Source organism: Paracoccus alkenifer (assembly GCF_900108405.1).
Lineage (GTDB): Bacteria > Pseudomonadota > Alphaproteobacteria > Rhodobacterales > Rhodobacteraceae > Paracoccus > Paracoccus alkenifer.
In genome coordinates this window covers 258,336-272,949 of record NZ_FNXG01000002.1, presented here as the reverse complement: position 1 = coordinate 272,949, position 14,614 = coordinate 258,336, and the positions used below count along the sequence as shown (strand labels likewise).

Below are 14,614 nucleotides of genomic sequence, written 5' to 3'. Positions count from 1 at the left end.
CGCCCCTATCCGCGCGCCCCGCCCCCCGCGCAGGTGGCCGCGAAAGCCCGTGGCTGCCCCGGTGTCGCGCCGGCCTGACGTCAGCGTCGCGAACACGTCCGGCCTGCCCGCGCCGGACCTGCCCGCCGTTGCCGTCCGCTTTGCATCGGCATCGCGCCCATTGCCGGGCCGGGCCGGGGGGCCTATGGCTGGATGTCTGGTGCCACCTCGGGGCGGGTTCATGCGGATCATCATCTGCGGCGCGGGACAGGTCGGCTGGCAGATCGCCCGGCAGCTTTCGCGCGAACGACATGACATCGTGCTGATCGACCGCGACGAGCGGCTGATCCAGCAGGCCAACGACGCGCTGGACGTGCAGGGGATCACCGGCCACGCCAGCCACCCCGACGTGCTGGAACACGCCGGGGCCGAGGATTGCGACCTGCTGATCGCCGCCACCGCCAGCGACGAGGTCAACATCGTCGCCTGTCAGGTCGCCCATGCGCTGTTTTCGGTGCCGCGCCGCTTTGCCCGGCTGCGCGGCACCGCCTATCTGCTGCCGCAATATGCCGATCTCTTTCAGGCCCAGCACCTGCCGATCGACGTGGTGATCGGCCCCGAACAAGAGGTCGCGCTGGCGGCGCTGTCGCGGCTGGACGTGCCGACTACGCTGGACACCGAAACCTTCATGGACGGGCGGGTGCGGCTGCTGGCCATGGCGCTGAACGAGGACTGCCCGATCCTGAACACACCGCTGCGCCATCTGGACCAGACCTTTTTCGGGTTGCGCGCCGTGGTGGTGGGGCTGCGCCGGGCCGAACGTTTTTTCGCGCCCGAGCCGAACGACCAGCTGCACGCGGGCGATCACGCCTATGTGGTGGCCGCGGCCGAGGACGTGGCCCGGACGCTGGACATCTTTGGCCTGCCCTCGCGCCCGGTGGAACGGGTGGTGCTGATCGGCGGCGGCAATATCGGGCTGGCGGTGGCGCGGGCGCTGGATGCGCGGCCGGGCATCTCGCTCAAGCTGATCGAGCGCGACCGCGACCGGGCCGAGACCGCCGCCGGCCAGCTGCGCCGCACCGTCGTGCTGCACGGGGACGGCATGGCCGCCGACCTGATGGCCGAGGCCGGCGTGCCCCGCGCCGACGCGGTGCTGACCCTGACCGCCGACGACCGCACCAACCTGCTGGCCGCAGTGCGCGCGAAACAGGCGGGCGCGCGGATGGTGGATGCGCTGATCAATGACACCACGCTGATGCCGCTGGCTGCGAACCTTGGGATCGACGGGCTGATCAGCCCGCGCGCGGTCACGGTGTCCTCGATCCTGCGCCACATCCGCCGCGGCCGGGTCCGCGACGTCTACGCCCTGGGCGATTCCGAGGCCGAGCTGATCGAGGCGCAGGTGCTGCCCGGCTCGGCGCTGGCGGGCCAGCGGGTGCGCGACATCCAGCTGCCCCGCGGCGCACTGATCGCCGCCATCGAGAAACAGGGCGCGATCCTCAAGCCCCGCCCCGACACCCGCATCGAGCAGGGCGACCTGGTGCTGATCTTTGCCCTGTCGGGCGACATCGAAGAGGTCGAGCGCCTGTTGCAGGTCTCGGCCGACTGGTTCTGATGGGCGGGCCGGGCGTGCCGTCGCAGCTTGCGCGCCTGCCGGTGCTGGTGATCGCCGGGCTGGTGCTGGCGCTGGCGATGCTGATCCCCGCCGCCCATGCCGAGGCCGTGGGCGAGCGTCGGCTGGCGCTGCTTTTTGCCGGGACGGCGGCGGGTCAGCTGGTGTTGTGGCTGATGCTGGGGCTTGCGACCTCGGCGCGCCCCGCGGCGAGCGCTCGGGCGGCGGCCTCGGTCTCGCGCGGGGTGCTGGGGACGCTGCTGGGGGTCTATGCGCTGTTGCCGCTGGCCGCCGCGGTGCCGCTGGCCGCGGCCCTGCCGGACACCGGCCTGTTCAACGCCTGGTGGGAAATGCTGTCGTGCATGACCACCACCGGCGCCTCGCTTTATGCGGCGGATCTGGTGATGCCGACGCTACATCTGTGGCGCGGGATCGTCGGCTGGCTGGGGGGGCTGTTCATCCTGACCGCCGCGATCGCGCTGATGGCGCCGATGCGGGTGGGCGGGTTCGAGATCATGGACCGCTCGACCGGCAGCGACCGGCGCGTCGACGGTATCGCAGCCCCGGCGGCCGCGCCCCTTGCCAGCCGCGACCGCGCCGGGCACCCGGACGCGCCGGCGCAGCGGCTGATCCGCTGGGGGCTGGCGATCGCGCCCGCCTATGCCGGGCTGACCGCGGCGCTGTGGGCGGGGCTGGTGATCCTGGGGCAAGGCGCGCTGGGCGCGCTGCTGCGGGCGATGGGCACCTTGTCGACCAGCGGCATCGGGCTGAACGCGCGCCCCATCGGCAGCACCGGCGGCGTCGCGGCCGAGCTGCTGGTGGCGCTGTTCCTGCTGGCCGCGCTCAGCCGCCGCGTCTGGCCCGGGGGGGACGAGCTGCGCACCAGCGACCGCCTGCGCCACGACCCCGAACTGCGGGTGGCGGCCGGGCTGCTGGCGCTGGTCACGCTGACACTGGTGCTGCGGCCGTTCCTTGGCGCCTTTCTGGCCGAGCTTCAGCCGGTGCTGCCCCCCGAACCGGCCGCTCCCGACCTTGGCGGCGGGCTGGCGCGCGCTGCGGCCGCGGCCTGGGGCAGCCTGTTCACGGCGCTGTCGTTCCTGACCACCACCGGCTGGACCTCGATCCACTGGGAGGGCGCGCGCGCATGGGCCGGGCTGACCGCGCCGGGGCTGATGCTGGCCGGGCTGGCGATCATGGGCGGCGGCGTCGCCACCACCGCGGGCGGCGTCAAGCTGCTGCGCGTCTTTGCCCTCGCGCTGCACGCAAGGCGCGAGCTGGACAGGATCGTGCATCCTGCCTCGGTCGCGGGCGGCGGGCCGGCCATCCGGCGGCTGCGCGGCCCGGGCGCCTATCTCGCCTTTATCTTCTTCATGGTTTTCGCGCTGTCGATCATGGCGACCATCGCGCTGGTGTCGCTGCGCGCGGTGACGCTGGAAACCGCCACGATCCTCAGCGTCGCGGCCCTGACCAACACCGGCCCGCTGGCCGAGGCGATCCCCCTGATCCCGGTCTACGAAGGCAGCGTCGGCATCGCCGGCTCGCCCTGGCAGGGCTGGGCGGGGCTTGCCCCCGCGACCAAGGCGGTGCTGGCCGCCGCGATGGTGGCGGGGCGGCTGGAAATGCTGGCGATCCTTGCGCTGCTGACCCCCGGCGCATGGCGGCACTGACCCCCGCATCCGGCGCGATTCGGGCGCGCCCCAGCGTGGCGAAAGGGAAACACCCATGTGACAACCGGGCACAAGCGGTTGTCACTCCGCCGGCGCTGACCTAAACGTGAACGGGAACGCCTGACCCACCGCACGATAAAAAGAAAGGGTGTCCCGCATGGCCGGCGACAAGCAGAACCTTCAGGATGCGTTTCTGAACCATGTCCGCAAGGCCAAGGTGCCGGTCACGATCTTTCTGATCAACGGCGTCAAGTTGCAGGGCGTCATCACCTGGTTCGACAATTTCTGCGTGCTGCTGCGCCGCGACGGGCAGTCGCAGCTGGTTTACAAGCACGCGATCTCGACCATCATGCCGGGCCAGCCCATCAGCCTCTACGAAGGCGAGGACTGATCTTGCCCGAGGCGCAAGCGACCGGGGCCGCCCCCACCCGCGCCTTTGTGATCCACCCCGACCTGGGCGACCGCCGCGACCAGCGCCGCGCGCCCGATCTGGCGCTGCAAGAGGCCGTGGCCCTGGCCCGCGCCCTGCCCGCGATCGAGGTGGTGGGCGCCACCGTCGCCCGGCTGCGCAAACCGGCGGCGGGAACGCTGTTTTCGTCCGGCAAGCTGGACGAGATGGGGGCCGAAATCGAGGCCGCCGAGGCCGAGCTGGTGCTGGTCGACGGGCCGCTGACCCCGGTCCAGCAGCGCAATCTGGAAAAACACTGGGACGTCAAGATCCTGGACCGCACCGGGCTGATCCTGGAAATCTTTGCCGACCGCGCCCGCACCCGCGAGGGCGTGTTGCAGGTGGAACTTGCCGCGCTCAGCTATCAGCGCACGCGGCTGGTGCGGGCCTGGACCCATCTTGAACGCCAGCGCGGCGGCTATGGCTTTGTCGGTGGCCCGGGCGAAACGCAGCTCGAGGCCGACCGCCGCGCCATCGACGATCAGGTGGTGCGGCTGCGCCGGCAGCTGGAAAAGGTGGTGCGCACCCGCAGCCTGCACCGCGCCGCCCGCGCCCGGGTTCCCTATCCGATCGTGGCGCTGGTCGGCTATACCAACGCGGGAAAATCGACGCTGTTCAACCGCCTGACCGGGGCCGAGGTGCTGGCCAAGGACATGCTGTTCGCCACGCTCGACCCGACGATGCGGGCGATCCACCTGCCGTCGCCGGACGGCGAGGCGCGGGGGCGGCGGATCATCCTGTCCGACACCGTGGGCTTCATCTCGGACCTGCCGCACGAACTGGTCGCCGCTTTCCGCGCCACGCTGGAAGAGGTGCTCGAGGCCGATCTGATCTTGCATGTGCGCGACATCTCGCACCCGGAAACCGAGGAACAGGCCGCCGATGTCGGCGACATCCTCGACGGGCTGGGGGTGGACGAGGACGTGGCGCTGATCGAGGTCTGGAACAAGATCGACGCGCTGTCGCCCGACACCCGCGCGGCCCTGCGCCGCACCGACGCGCGCCGCGCCGACGTGCAGGCGGTCAGCGCCCTGACCGGCGAGGGGTTGCCCGACCTGATCGCCGCCATCGACCACCGGCTGGCCGAGGTGCTCAATGAGCACCGCGAACCCGGGGTGGTGACGCTGGACCACGCCGACGGCCGCCGCCGCGCCTGGCTGCACGCCGCCGGGGTGGTGGAACGCGAGGAACCCGGCGACAGCGGCACAAGCCTGTCCGTCCGCTGGACCCGCCGCCAGCGTCAGGCGTTCGAGGCGCTGGACGGCGAGCAGCCGCACCCCGACCCCGAGGACGACGATGATCCTCCGCCGCGAATTGGCGGCTGGGATCCCCTGGCGGACGAATAGCCCCGCGGCGCCCTGCACTCACCATGCCCAACACCCGGATGGTGCGTGCAAAGCACACACCCTACGATTGATGCGGCCGGCGCATTCGCAGCCGGGGTGCCGCCCCATCTTCTGTCCCCAAATATCCCCGCCGGAGGCATCACGGCGCTGCCGCGGGCGCGGCGCCAAGGCCCCGTCGCCTTACTTGGCCATCATCTCTTCCTCGACCCGCATTCCGCCAACCACGCCCAGCGACTTGAGCTTGCGGTGCAACGCCGAGCGTTCCATGCCGACGAATTGCGCGGTGCGGCTGATGTTGCCGCCGAAACGGTTGATCTGGGCCAGCAGGTATTCGCGTTCGAACAGCTCGCGCGCCTCGCGCAGGGCCAGCGCGGTGATCTGGGGGCCAAGGGCCAGCGCCTCGCCGTTTTCGGGGGTAGCGCCCTGCGGTTCCAGCTCGGCGGGCTGGATCGGGCCGCTGCCCTCGCCCAGGATCAGCACCCGCTCGATCACGTTGCGCAGCTGGCGGATGTTGCCCGGCCAGCGCATCGCCTGTAGCGCGGCCACGGTTTCCTCGGGGATGGCGCGCAGCGGCAGGCCCTGCCCCGCGTGGAACTGCTCGACGAAATACACCGCCAGCGCGGTGATGTCGTCGCGGCGCTCGGCCAGGCTGGGGACCACCACCGGCACCACGTTCAGCCGGTCGTAAAGTTCTTGCCGAAAGCGGCCGGCGGCGATTTCACTGCCCAGGTCGCGGGTGGTCGAGGAAATCACCCGCAAATCCACCCGCACCTTGTCGGTGCCGCCGGCACGCTGGAACTGCTGTTCGGTCAGCACCCGCAGGATCTTGGGCTGGGTGCCCAGCGGCATGTCCGCCACCTCGTCGAAATAGATCACCCCGCCATGGGCCTGCTCCAACAGCCCCGGCTCGATCCCGCGTTCAGAGGTCTCGCGGCCAAACAGCACCTCTTCCATGCGCTCGGGCTCGATGGTGGCGCAGGGGACCGCGACAAAGGGGCCGTCGGCGCGGGGCGACTGCGCATGGACATAGCGCGCCGCCAGTTCCTTGCCGGTGCCCGGCTCGCCGGTCAGCATCACCCGCCCGTTCGAGCGCGCCACCTTGTCCAGATTGTCGCGCAGCCGCCGGAACGGCGCGGACTGGCCCAGCATCTCGGCCGCGGCGGTTTCCTTTTTCTTGAGCTGCCGGTTCTCGCGGCGCAGGCGCGAGGTCTCCATCGCCCTTGTGATCACAACCATCAACTGGTCGATGTTAAAGGGTTTTTCGATGAAATCATAGGCGCCCTGCTTGATCGCCGCGACCGCGATCTCGATGTTGCCGTGCCCCGAGATGATGACCACCGGCACCGAAGGGTTGTTGCGCTTGACCTGCTTGAGGATGTCGATCCCGTCCATCCGGCTGTCCTTGAGCCAGATGTCCAGGATCATCAGCGCCGGTTCCTCGGCATTGATCGCGGCCAGCGCCTCGTCGGCATTGGCGGCGGTGCGGGTGGGAAACCCCTCGTCGCCAAGAATATCGGCGATGAGTTCGCGGATATCGCGTTCGTCGTCGACGATCAGAATGTCGCTCATGTGCCTGTCGCCTCTTCTGGTTTGTGTTTGCGCGATGGGGTCAGCCGCACGGGCTGGCGTTCGCGGGGCAGTCGGATTTCGGCCATCGCGCCGCGGTGGCCGGTGGGGTCGGGGGGCGCGTCGGCCAGCATCAGCGTGCCGCCGTGTTCCTCGACGATCTTCTTGACGATGGGCAGCCCCAGCCCGGTGCCGCCCTGTTTCAGCGTCACATAGGGCTCGAACAGCCGGCCGCGGTCCTCGGGCAGGCCGATGCCGTTGTCGCTGATGCGGATGGTGACGGCATCGGGGCCGGCCTCCATCGCGACCCGGACGCCGGGCGTCCATTCGCCGGAGGGGCGGTCGCCCAGCGCCTCGCCGGCGTTTTTCAGCAGGTTGGTGAACACCTGCCCCATCATGCCCGCGTCGCAATCGACGACCACCGGGTCAGCAGGAATGTCTGTGGCGACGCCGCCGGCGATGGCGTCCTGTTGCAGCACCACCGATTCGCGCAGCAGCGCGGCGATGTCGGTTTCGCGGCGGTCGGGTTCCGGCATCCGGGCAAAGCGGCTGAATTCGTCCACGATGCGGCGCAGGTCGCCGGTCTGGCGGATGATGACGTCGGTATATTGCGCCAGCGCCTCGCGGTCCTCGTCGGTGCTGGCCAGCTTGCCGAACTTGCGCCTGATGCGTTCGGCCGACAGCTGGATCGGGGTCAGCGGGTTCTTGATCTCGTGGGCCACGCGCCTTGCCACGTCGCCCCAGGCGGCCATGCGCTGCGCGGTGACCAGCTCGGTCACGTCGTCGAACGCGATCACATAGCCCACGACCGACCCGTCCTCGGCCAGGCGTTCCGCCATGCGCACCAGCAGGCTTTCGATATGGCCGCCGCGGTGCAGCCGCACCTCGTCCTGCACGCTGTCGGCGACAGAGCCTTGCAGGCGCTGGAACAGCGGCTCGAACTCGGGCACCACCTCGAGCAGCGGGCGGTCGTCGGCGGCGGCAGAGGTCAGCCCCAGCAGCCGCAGCGCCGAGCGGTTCACAAAGTCGATGCGCTCGTCGTCGCCCAGCCCGATCACCCCGGCCGTGACCGAGCTGAGCACGCTGTCGAACAGCCGCCGCTGGTCGTCGGTGATCCGGTAGCTTTCGAACAGCTCGACCCGCTGCTGCTTGAGCGCCTCGGTCATGCGGTTGAAGCTTTGCCCCAGCGTCTGGATTTCATCCCCGGTGTCGGGCACGGGGACGCGCACGTCCAGATCGCCCTCGCCCACCAGCTCGGATGCTGCGGCCAGCCGCCCGATCGGCCGGCTGAGCCGCTCGGCGAACCACAGCCCCAGCCAGATTGCGCCCGCGACCAGCAGCAGCGCAAAGGCCAGATACAGCAGCGAGAACTCGAACAGCACCCGGCTGCGGGTCTGTTCCAGCCGCTGGTATTCGCCCACCGTGGCGCGGGTGTCGTCCAGCAGCCCCAGCAGGCTGCCGTCCACGTCGCGGGTGACGTAAAGATAGCGGTTCACCAGCCGGTCCAGCCGCACCAGCGCCCGGAACTCGTTGTTCTGCCAGTCCTCGATCAGCAGGATGCCGTCGCGGTCCACGACGCCAAACTGCTCCTGCGTCGGCTGTTCGTACCAGAAGCGATAGCTGCGGTCGCCGCGGGCGCGGATGCCGCCGGTGGTGTCGATGACATAGGCCTCGCGCAGGCCGCGCTGGATCAGGCCCTGCGCCTCGGTCAGCAGGCTGCGCAGGGTGCCGTCGTCCAGAAACGGCGCGGCGCGGCCGGCGTCGTTCAGCACCCGCGCCAGCAGGTTGGCGTCGGCGGTCAGGTCGCGGCGGTGTTCGTCCTGATAGGCCTCGGCCGCCGACAGCGAGGTTGCGACCACCTGCTGCACCCGGCTGGAAAACCAGCCCTCCAGCCCGATGTTGACGGTCAGCCCGGCGAACAGCGCCACCAGCACCGTCGGCACCAGCGCCAGCGCGGTGAAGACGCCGACCAGCCGCATATGCAGCCGAGATCCCGCCGCCGCTGCCTTGCGCGCGGCCAGGATCGCCGCCATCCGCCAGCCCACCATCCCGGTCAGCAGCAGGATATAGACCAGATCGGCCAGCAGGATCAGCCGCAGCCCGGTGCTGTCGGCCTGTCCCGACAGCGGCCCCATCACCACATAGGTGGCCACCGCCAGCACCGGCCCCAGCACGGCCAGCGACAGCGTCGCCGCATTCTGCACACGCCGCTGCCGGCGCAGCCGCGCCAGTTTTTCCCATGGTCGTCCTGCAAGGGCGTATGCCACCACCTGCCGCCTCGCTTCGATCACTCGCCTCGTGTCCCCGCCGCTGTTGCCGCGGCGTTGCTGTTGCGCAGGAGTTACGGAATCCTGCGCCCTCTGTGACGCTTTTACATCACACGACGGCGCCGTGTCACCTGGATATCGAGGTCGGCGATCTTCTTGCGCAGGGTATTGCGGTTCATGCCCAGCAATTCGGCACAACGCAGCTGGTTGCCGTTGCTGGCATCCAGCGCGATCTGGATCAGCGGGCGTTCGCATTCGCGCAGGATGCGGTCGTAAAGCCCCGGCGCAGGCAGCTCATCGCCGTGCAGGTCGAAATAGCGTTGCAGATGCTGCTCGATGGTGTCGGACAGGGGCTGCGCGGGGTCGGGGCGGGGCGGGGCGGCCGGGCCGCCGGCCGCAAGGGCAAGCGCGACCTGCGCGGCCTCGATCACCGGGGTCGGGGCGGTCAGCGACAGGCGGCGCAGCAGGTTGTCCAGCTCGCGCAGGTTGCCCGGAAAGCGGTGCGCGCGCAGCAGCTCCATCGCCGGGGGGGCAAGCTCTTGCCCCGTGCCCCCGGCCCGGTCCAGCATCAGCCGGGCAAGCGCCGGCAGGTCGTCCAGCCGCTCGCGCAGCGGCGGCAGCGCCAGCACCGCCCCGGCCAGCCGATAGTATAGCTGGGGGTGCAGCCGCCCTGCGGCGATGTCCGCCAGCGGGTCGGGGCCGGTGGTGGCGACCAGCCGCGCGCCCGGCGCGGTGGGGTCCGGCGCATCCAGCAGCGCCGCCAGCCGCAGCTGCGTGGCCGGATCATGCGCCGCCGGATCCTCGACGATCAGCGTGCCGCCCTGCGCCCCGGCCAGCCGTTGGGGCAGCACCGCGGGCAACTCGCCGGGGGACAGCGTGACCAGGGGGCCGCCGCGCCGGTCGCCCAGCAGGTGCAAGGCGCGGGCCAGAGTGCTGCGCCCGGCGCCCGGCTCGGCCGCGATGACGATGGGCAGGTCGGTGGCGACGACCTTTGCCACCTCGCGAAACAGCGCCTGCATGGCCGGGACGCTGCCGATCAAGGCGGCGGTGTCGGGCACGGGTTCCGGCGATGCGGGCGCAGGCGTCGGGCGCGGCGCCCTGCGTTCCAGCCCCGCGCGCACCCGCGCCATCAGCTCGGGCAGGTCAAAGGGCTTGGGCAGGTAATCGAACACCTCGGCCTCGGTCGCGCGGATCGCGGTCACGATCGAGTTCTGCGCCGAGATCACGATCACCGGCAGGCCGGGGCGGGTGCGGGTGATGGCGGGGATCAGGTCCAGCCCGTTGCCGTCGGGCATCATCACATCGGTGATGACCAGATCACCCGCGCCGTCCCCGACCCAGCGCATCAGCTGCGACAGGCTGCCGGTGGCGTGGACGCGGCAGCCGGCGCGGGTCAGCGCCTGCGTCAGCACGGTGCGGATGCCGCGGTCGTCGTCGGCGATCAGCACGGTCCCGTCCATCAAAGCCCCCCCCTGCCCGCCTGCGGCAGCGACACCCGCAGCACCGTTCGCCCCGGGCGGCTTTCGGCGCGGATCAGCCCGCCGTGGTCGGTGACGATCTTGCCGGCCAGCGCCAACCCCAGCCCGGTGCCGTTCTCGCGCCCCGACACGAATGGCTCGAACACATGGTCGGCGATATGGGCGGGGATGCCGGGGCCGTCGTCCTCGATTTCGATGCGGATCGGCAGGGGGGTGCCGTCCGCGTTGCGCAGCGCGCCGTCCCAGCCGGTGCGCAGGCAGATCGTGCCGGGGGCCGCGCCCGAGACCGCCTGCACGGCGTTCTGCAACAGGTTCAGCGCCACCTGCATGATGCGGTCGGGATCGGCCAGCGCCGGCGGCAGCGAAGGGTCATAGTCCGCCACGATCCGCGCACTCGCCCCGCCCAGCAGGATGCTGCGCCGGGCGCGTTCGACGACGTCATGGATGTTCACCGCCTGCAACCGGGGCGCCGAGGTGTCTCCGAAACGCTCGACCTCGTCCAGCAGCGCCACGATGCGGCGGCTTTCGGCGACGATCAGATCGGCTAGCTCGCGGTCTTGGGCGGGCAGGTCGCCGGCCAGCAACTGCGCGGCACCGCGGATGCCAGCCAGGGGGTTGCGGATCTCATGCGCCAGCATCTCGGCCATGCCGATGGCGCTGCGGGCGGCGCGGCGGGGCATGGCGGCATCGTCCCCGGTCGCGGGCAGGATCGCGGCAACGACTCCTCCGCCCGGCAGCGCGCGCAGATGCAGCGCCGCCTGCCGCGTGGTCCAGCGGTCGGCGCGGTCGCTGGTCTGGAACTGCACCGCGGTATGGACCACTGGCTTGTCGGCCAGGGCGGCCTGCGCGACCAGCGCGCCCAGGCCGGGATCGGTGCGCAGCCGCGCGATCAGGGCGCGGTCCTCGGGCGCCAGCCCCCGCACCCCGGTCGAGGACAGGTTCAGCCATTGCTCGGCAGCGTCATTCAGGCTGGCCCAGCGCCCGGCGGCGTCGAAACAGGCAATGGGCAGCGGCAGCGATTCCAGCGCCTGCGCGGGATCGGGGACAGGCGCGGCACGGGAAACCGCGCTCATGCGGCGCGAGCCTCGGCCCCGCGGAACACGGCGCGGATCGCGGCGCGCGCGGCCTCGGCCGAGGTCGCCGCCATCAGCGCGGCGCGGGCCTGCGCCGCGTCCTCAAGGTCAGCGGCGGCCAGATACCAGCCCAGATGCTTGCGCGCGACCCGCAGGCCAAGCTCGCGGCCGTAATGGGACAGGATGTCGGCGTGGTGATCGGCAACCGCATCCGCCAGCGCCGCGCCGCGCGGGATCACCGGCGCGGGCGTGCCGTGGTTTGCCGCCGCGATCTCGGCCAGCCGCCATGGCGCGCCTTGCGCCCCGCGCCCCACCATCACCGCATCGGCCCCCGACAGCGCCCGGGCAGTGCGGGCCGAGGCCGCGTCCACCACGTCGCCATTGGCGACCAGCGGCAGGTCGGGCACCGCCGCGCGCACCGCACTTATCGCCGCCCAATCGGCGCTGCCGGTGTAGAACTGCGCCCGCGTGCGCCCGTGGACCGCGATCATCCGCACGCCTGCGTCGCGGGCACGCCGGGCCAGATCACCCGCGTTCAGGCAGTCCGCGTCCCAGCCCAGCCGCATCTTCAGCGTGACGGGCAGCGGCGCGACGGCCGCCACCACCGCCTCGATCAGCGACAGCGCCCGGTCGGGTTCGCGCATCAAGGCCGCACCCGACAGCCCGCCGGTGACCTTGCGCGCCGGGCAGCCCATGTTGATGTCGATGATCCCCGCGCCCATGCCCGCCACGATCCGCGCGGTTTCCGCCATCGGCCCCGGCTCGCGCCCGGCGATCTGGACGCTGACCGGCACGCCGTTTTCCTCGATCATCGCTTTCGCCCGCACCGCGGCGCGGGTCGAGGGGCGCGGCGTCACCATCTCGGTCGAGGCGACCATTTCGCTGACCACCAGCCCGGCGCCATGGCGGGCGACGGCGCGGCGGAACGGCAGGTCGGTGATCCCGGCCATCGGCGCCAGGAACACCGGCGGGCCAAGCAGCACCTCGCCAAGGCGGATCGGGTCAGCAGGGTTCATGCGTGCGGTCAGGGTCTTGTGCCGGAATCGGCGGCACAATGCCCGATTTCCGGGCAATCCGCAAATCGCTGCAAACACTGGCGCGGCGGCAGGCGCGGCGCTAGCCTTGCACCGACGATCCATGCGGCGGAGGCGCGTATGTTCCTGTCGGTGTTCGATCTGTTCAAGGTCGGCGTGGGCCCGTCCTCGTCCCACACCATGGGGCCGATGGTGGCGGGGGCCCGGTTTCTGGAGCTGCTGCGGGCGGCGCCGTTTCAGGCGCGGGGGCTGCGCGCCAGCCTGCACGGCAGCCTTGCCTTTACCGGCAAGGGCCATGCGACGGACCGCGCCACGATCCTTGGACTGGCCGGCTTTACCCCCGAAACCATGGACCGCGAGGCCGCCGACGCCGCGCTTGCCGCCAACCGCGACACGCTGCTGCTGCATCCCGAGGGGCTGGGGCCGCTGCGCTTTGACCCCGCGGCGGATCTGGTTTTCGACTATGACCGCCCCCTGCCCGGCCACGCCAACGGCATGATCCTGATGGCGACGGATTCGCAGGGCGACGTGATCGGGCGCGAGACCTATTATTCCATCGGCGGCGGCTTTGTCCTGACCGAGGCTGAGCTGGCCGAGACTGCGGCCGAGCGGCGCAGCGACGCGTCGAGCAACGTGCCCTATCCCTTTGCCACCGCCGCCGAAATGCTGGCGATGGCCGCGCAGTCGGGCCTGTCCATCGCGCATATGAAGCTGGCGAATGAACGCATGTTTCGCAACACGGCCCAGATCGACGCCGGGCTGTCGCGGATCTGGCAGGTGATGCGCGACTGCATGGAACGCGGGCTGGCGGTGCAGGGCACCCTGCCCGGCGGGCTGAACATCCGCCGCCGCGCCCACGGAATCCATCAGGCGCTGCTGGCCGAACGCGGGCAGAACCTGACCGCGCCCCATGTCATCAACGACTGGATGTCCACCTATGCCATGGCCGTGAACGAGGAAAACGCCGCCGGCGGGCAGGTCGTGACCGCCCCCACCAACGGCGCCGCGGGCGTGATGCCGGCGGTGATCCGCTATTGGCTGGACCATGTGCCGGGCGCATCCGAACGCGATCTGGGCATGTTCCTGCTGACCGCGGCGGCGGTGGGCGGGCTGGTCAAGCACAATGCATCCATCTCGGGCGCCGAGGCCGGCTGTCAGGCCGAGGTGGGTTCCGCCAGCGCCATGGCTGCCGCCGGGCTGGCCGCGGTGCTGGGCGGCACGCCCATGCAGGTGGAAAACGCCGCGGAAATCGCGCTGGAACACCACCTTGGCATGACCTGCGACCCGGTGGCCGGGCTGGTGCAGGTGCCCTGCATCGAAAGAAACGGCCTGGGCGCGATCAAGGCGGTCAGCGCCGCCAGCCTGTCGCTGCGCGGCGACGGCACGCATTTCGTGCCGCTGGACGCCGCGATCGAGACCATGCGCCAGACCGGCCGCGACATGAGCGAGAAATACAAGGAAACCTCGCTGGGCGGACTGGCGGTCAATGTGCCGAATTGTTGAGGCTGAAAACCGCGTCTCGCGACCGGCCGGGTTGCACTGATACTTGTCACTTGCCGGGGCGCTGGCTAAGGCTGAGTGAAAACCGGCTGTGGGACAGTAACACATGACCTTGCGCCCTATCACGCGCCCCTTGGTGCAACTTGCCGTGCTTGCATTGCCCCTGGCGCTGGCCGCCTGCGGCGACGACATGCGGATGCCCTGGGACAAGCCCGAACCCGTGGCCGAGACCCCGGCAGAACCGGCGCCGCCCCATATCCCGGAACCGACCGGCGCTTCGCCCACGCGGCAGCCGCTGGAAGTCGGCGGCCCCACGGCCAAGGTCGCCACGGCCGAGGCCCGGTCGCTGGCCGTCACCGACCTGGTGGCGGGCGGCGAGGGCTGGGCGGCCTCGGTCAGCGGCAGCACGGCCCGGTTCCAGCCCCAGGGCGCCGCCCCTCGCGCGGTCGATGTGCGCCGCATTCCCTGGTCCGGGGGGGTCGAATATATCGGCACGCTGTCGGGTCAGCCCTTTGTCCTGCGCATCAAGGGCGCCGACTGCGGCAAGCAGAAGCTGACGGCAATGGTCCGCGCCGGCGGGCAGACCTATGACGGCTGCGCCTCGCCCGCGGCACCCGCTGCGGCACCCGCCGCAAGCTGATACG

Annotated in this window: 11 protein-coding genes; 6 read left to right on the top strand and 5 right to left on the bottom strand. The window is 70.9% G+C overall.

Features of this window, described 5'->3' with window-relative positions; genetic code table 11:
- Positions 1–220 precede the first annotated feature (220 nt).
- From trkA to hflX, 4 genes are all read left to right on the top strand, one after another.
- On the top strand, positions 221–1,594 hold the full coding sequence (gene trkA / locus BLW83_RS05495) for a Trk system potassium transporter TrkA (RefSeq protein ID WP_090846448.1): 1,374 nt from the start codon (positions 221–223) through the stop codon (positions 1,592–1,594).
- Positions 1,595–1,608: 14 nt separating this feature from the next.
- The gene (locus tag BLW83_RS05490; protein WP_245728647.1) at positions 1,609–3,258 is read left to right on the top strand and encodes a TrkH family potassium uptake protein; all 1,650 of its coding nucleotides are present in this window, start codon (positions 1,609–1,611) and stop codon (positions 3,256–3,258) included.
- 157 nt (positions 3,259–3,415) lie between these two features.
- A complete protein-coding gene (gene hfq / locus BLW83_RS05485; RefSeq protein WP_020949330.1) occupies positions 3,416–3,649 on the top strand; it encodes an RNA chaperone Hfq in 234 nt (77 codons plus the stop codon).
- Between the two features lie 2 nt (positions 3,650–3,651).
- Entirely contained in the window at positions 3,652–5,052 is a 1,401-nt protein-coding gene (gene hflX / locus BLW83_RS05480; protein ID WP_090846444.1) for a GTPase HflX, read from the top strand.
- Between the two features lie 180 nt (positions 5,053–5,232).
- Here the strand turns inward: hflX and ntrX are convergent, their stop codons facing one another.
- From ntrX to dusB, 5 genes are all read right to left on the bottom strand, one after another.
- On the bottom strand, positions 5,233–6,621 hold the full coding sequence (ntrX, locus tag BLW83_RS05475; RefSeq protein ID WP_090846442.1) for a nitrogen assimilation response regulator NtrX: 1,389 nt from the start codon (positions 6,619–6,621) through the stop codon (positions 5,233–5,235).
- Entirely contained in the window at positions 6,618–8,885 is a 2,268-nt protein-coding gene (locus tag BLW83_RS05470) for a sensor histidine kinase NtrY-like (protein WP_281245524.1), read from the bottom strand. The genes ntrX and BLW83_RS05470 overlap by 4 nt, the downstream gene beginning before the upstream one ends.
- A 104-nt stretch (positions 8,886–8,989) precedes the next feature.
- Complete coding sequence (locus tag BLW83_RS05465) at positions 8,990–10,345, bottom strand: response regulator (protein ID WP_090846440.1); 1,356 nt, start codon at positions 10,343–10,345, stop codon at positions 8,990–8,992.
- On the bottom strand, positions 10,345–11,436 hold the full coding sequence (locus tag BLW83_RS05460; RefSeq protein WP_090846438.1) for a two-component system sensor histidine kinase NtrB: 1,092 nt from the start codon (positions 11,434–11,436) through the stop codon (positions 10,345–10,347). The genes BLW83_RS05465 and BLW83_RS05460 overlap by 1 nt, the downstream gene beginning before the upstream one ends.
- Positions 11,433–12,452, bottom strand: a complete 1,020-nt coding sequence (dusB, locus tag BLW83_RS05455; RefSeq protein WP_090847481.1) for a tRNA dihydrouridine synthase DusB — start codon at positions 12,450–12,452, stop codon at positions 11,433–11,435. The genes BLW83_RS05460 and dusB overlap by 4 nt, the downstream gene beginning before the upstream one ends.
- Positions 12,453–12,590: 138 nt before the next feature.
- Here dusB and BLW83_RS05450 point away from each other — a divergent pair, with 138 nt between their 5' ends.
- Complete coding sequence (locus tag BLW83_RS05450; RefSeq protein WP_090846436.1) at positions 12,591–13,973, top strand: L-serine ammonia-lyase; 1,383 nt, start codon at positions 12,591–12,593, stop codon at positions 13,971–13,973.
- 145 nt (positions 13,974–14,118) lie between these two features.
- Complete coding sequence (locus tag BLW83_RS05445; RefSeq protein ID WP_143042750.1) at positions 14,119–14,610, top strand: hypothetical protein; 492 nt, start codon at positions 14,119–14,121, stop codon at positions 14,608–14,610.
- Positions 14,611–14,614 lie beyond the last annotated feature (4 nt).

Coding starts and splice junctions, on each gene's coding strand:
- trkA (WP_090846448.1), top strand. CDS start 221: ATGCGGATCATCATCTGCGGCGCGGGACAGGTCGGCTGGCAGATCGCC.
- hfq (WP_020949330.1), top strand. CDS start 3,416: ATGGCCGGCGACAAGCAGAACCTTCAGGATGCGTTTCTGAACCATGTC.
- ntrX (WP_090846442.1), bottom strand. CDS start 6,621: ATGAGCGACATTCTGATCGTCGACGACGAACGCGATATCCGCGAACTC.
- BLW83_RS05465 (WP_090846440.1), bottom strand. CDS start 10,345: ATGGACGGGACCGTGCTGATCGCCGACGACGACCGCGGCATCCGCACC.
- BLW83_RS05460 (WP_090846438.1), bottom strand. CDS start 11,436: ATGAGCGCGGTTTCCCGTGCCGCGCCTGTCCCCGATCCCGCGCAGGCG.
- dusB (WP_090847481.1), bottom strand. CDS start 12,452: ATGAACCCTGCTGACCCGATCCGCCTTGGCGAGGTGCTGCTTGGCCCG.
- BLW83_RS05450 (WP_090846436.1), top strand. CDS start 12,591: ATGTTCCTGTCGGTGTTCGATCTGTTCAAGGTCGGCGTGGGCCCGTCC.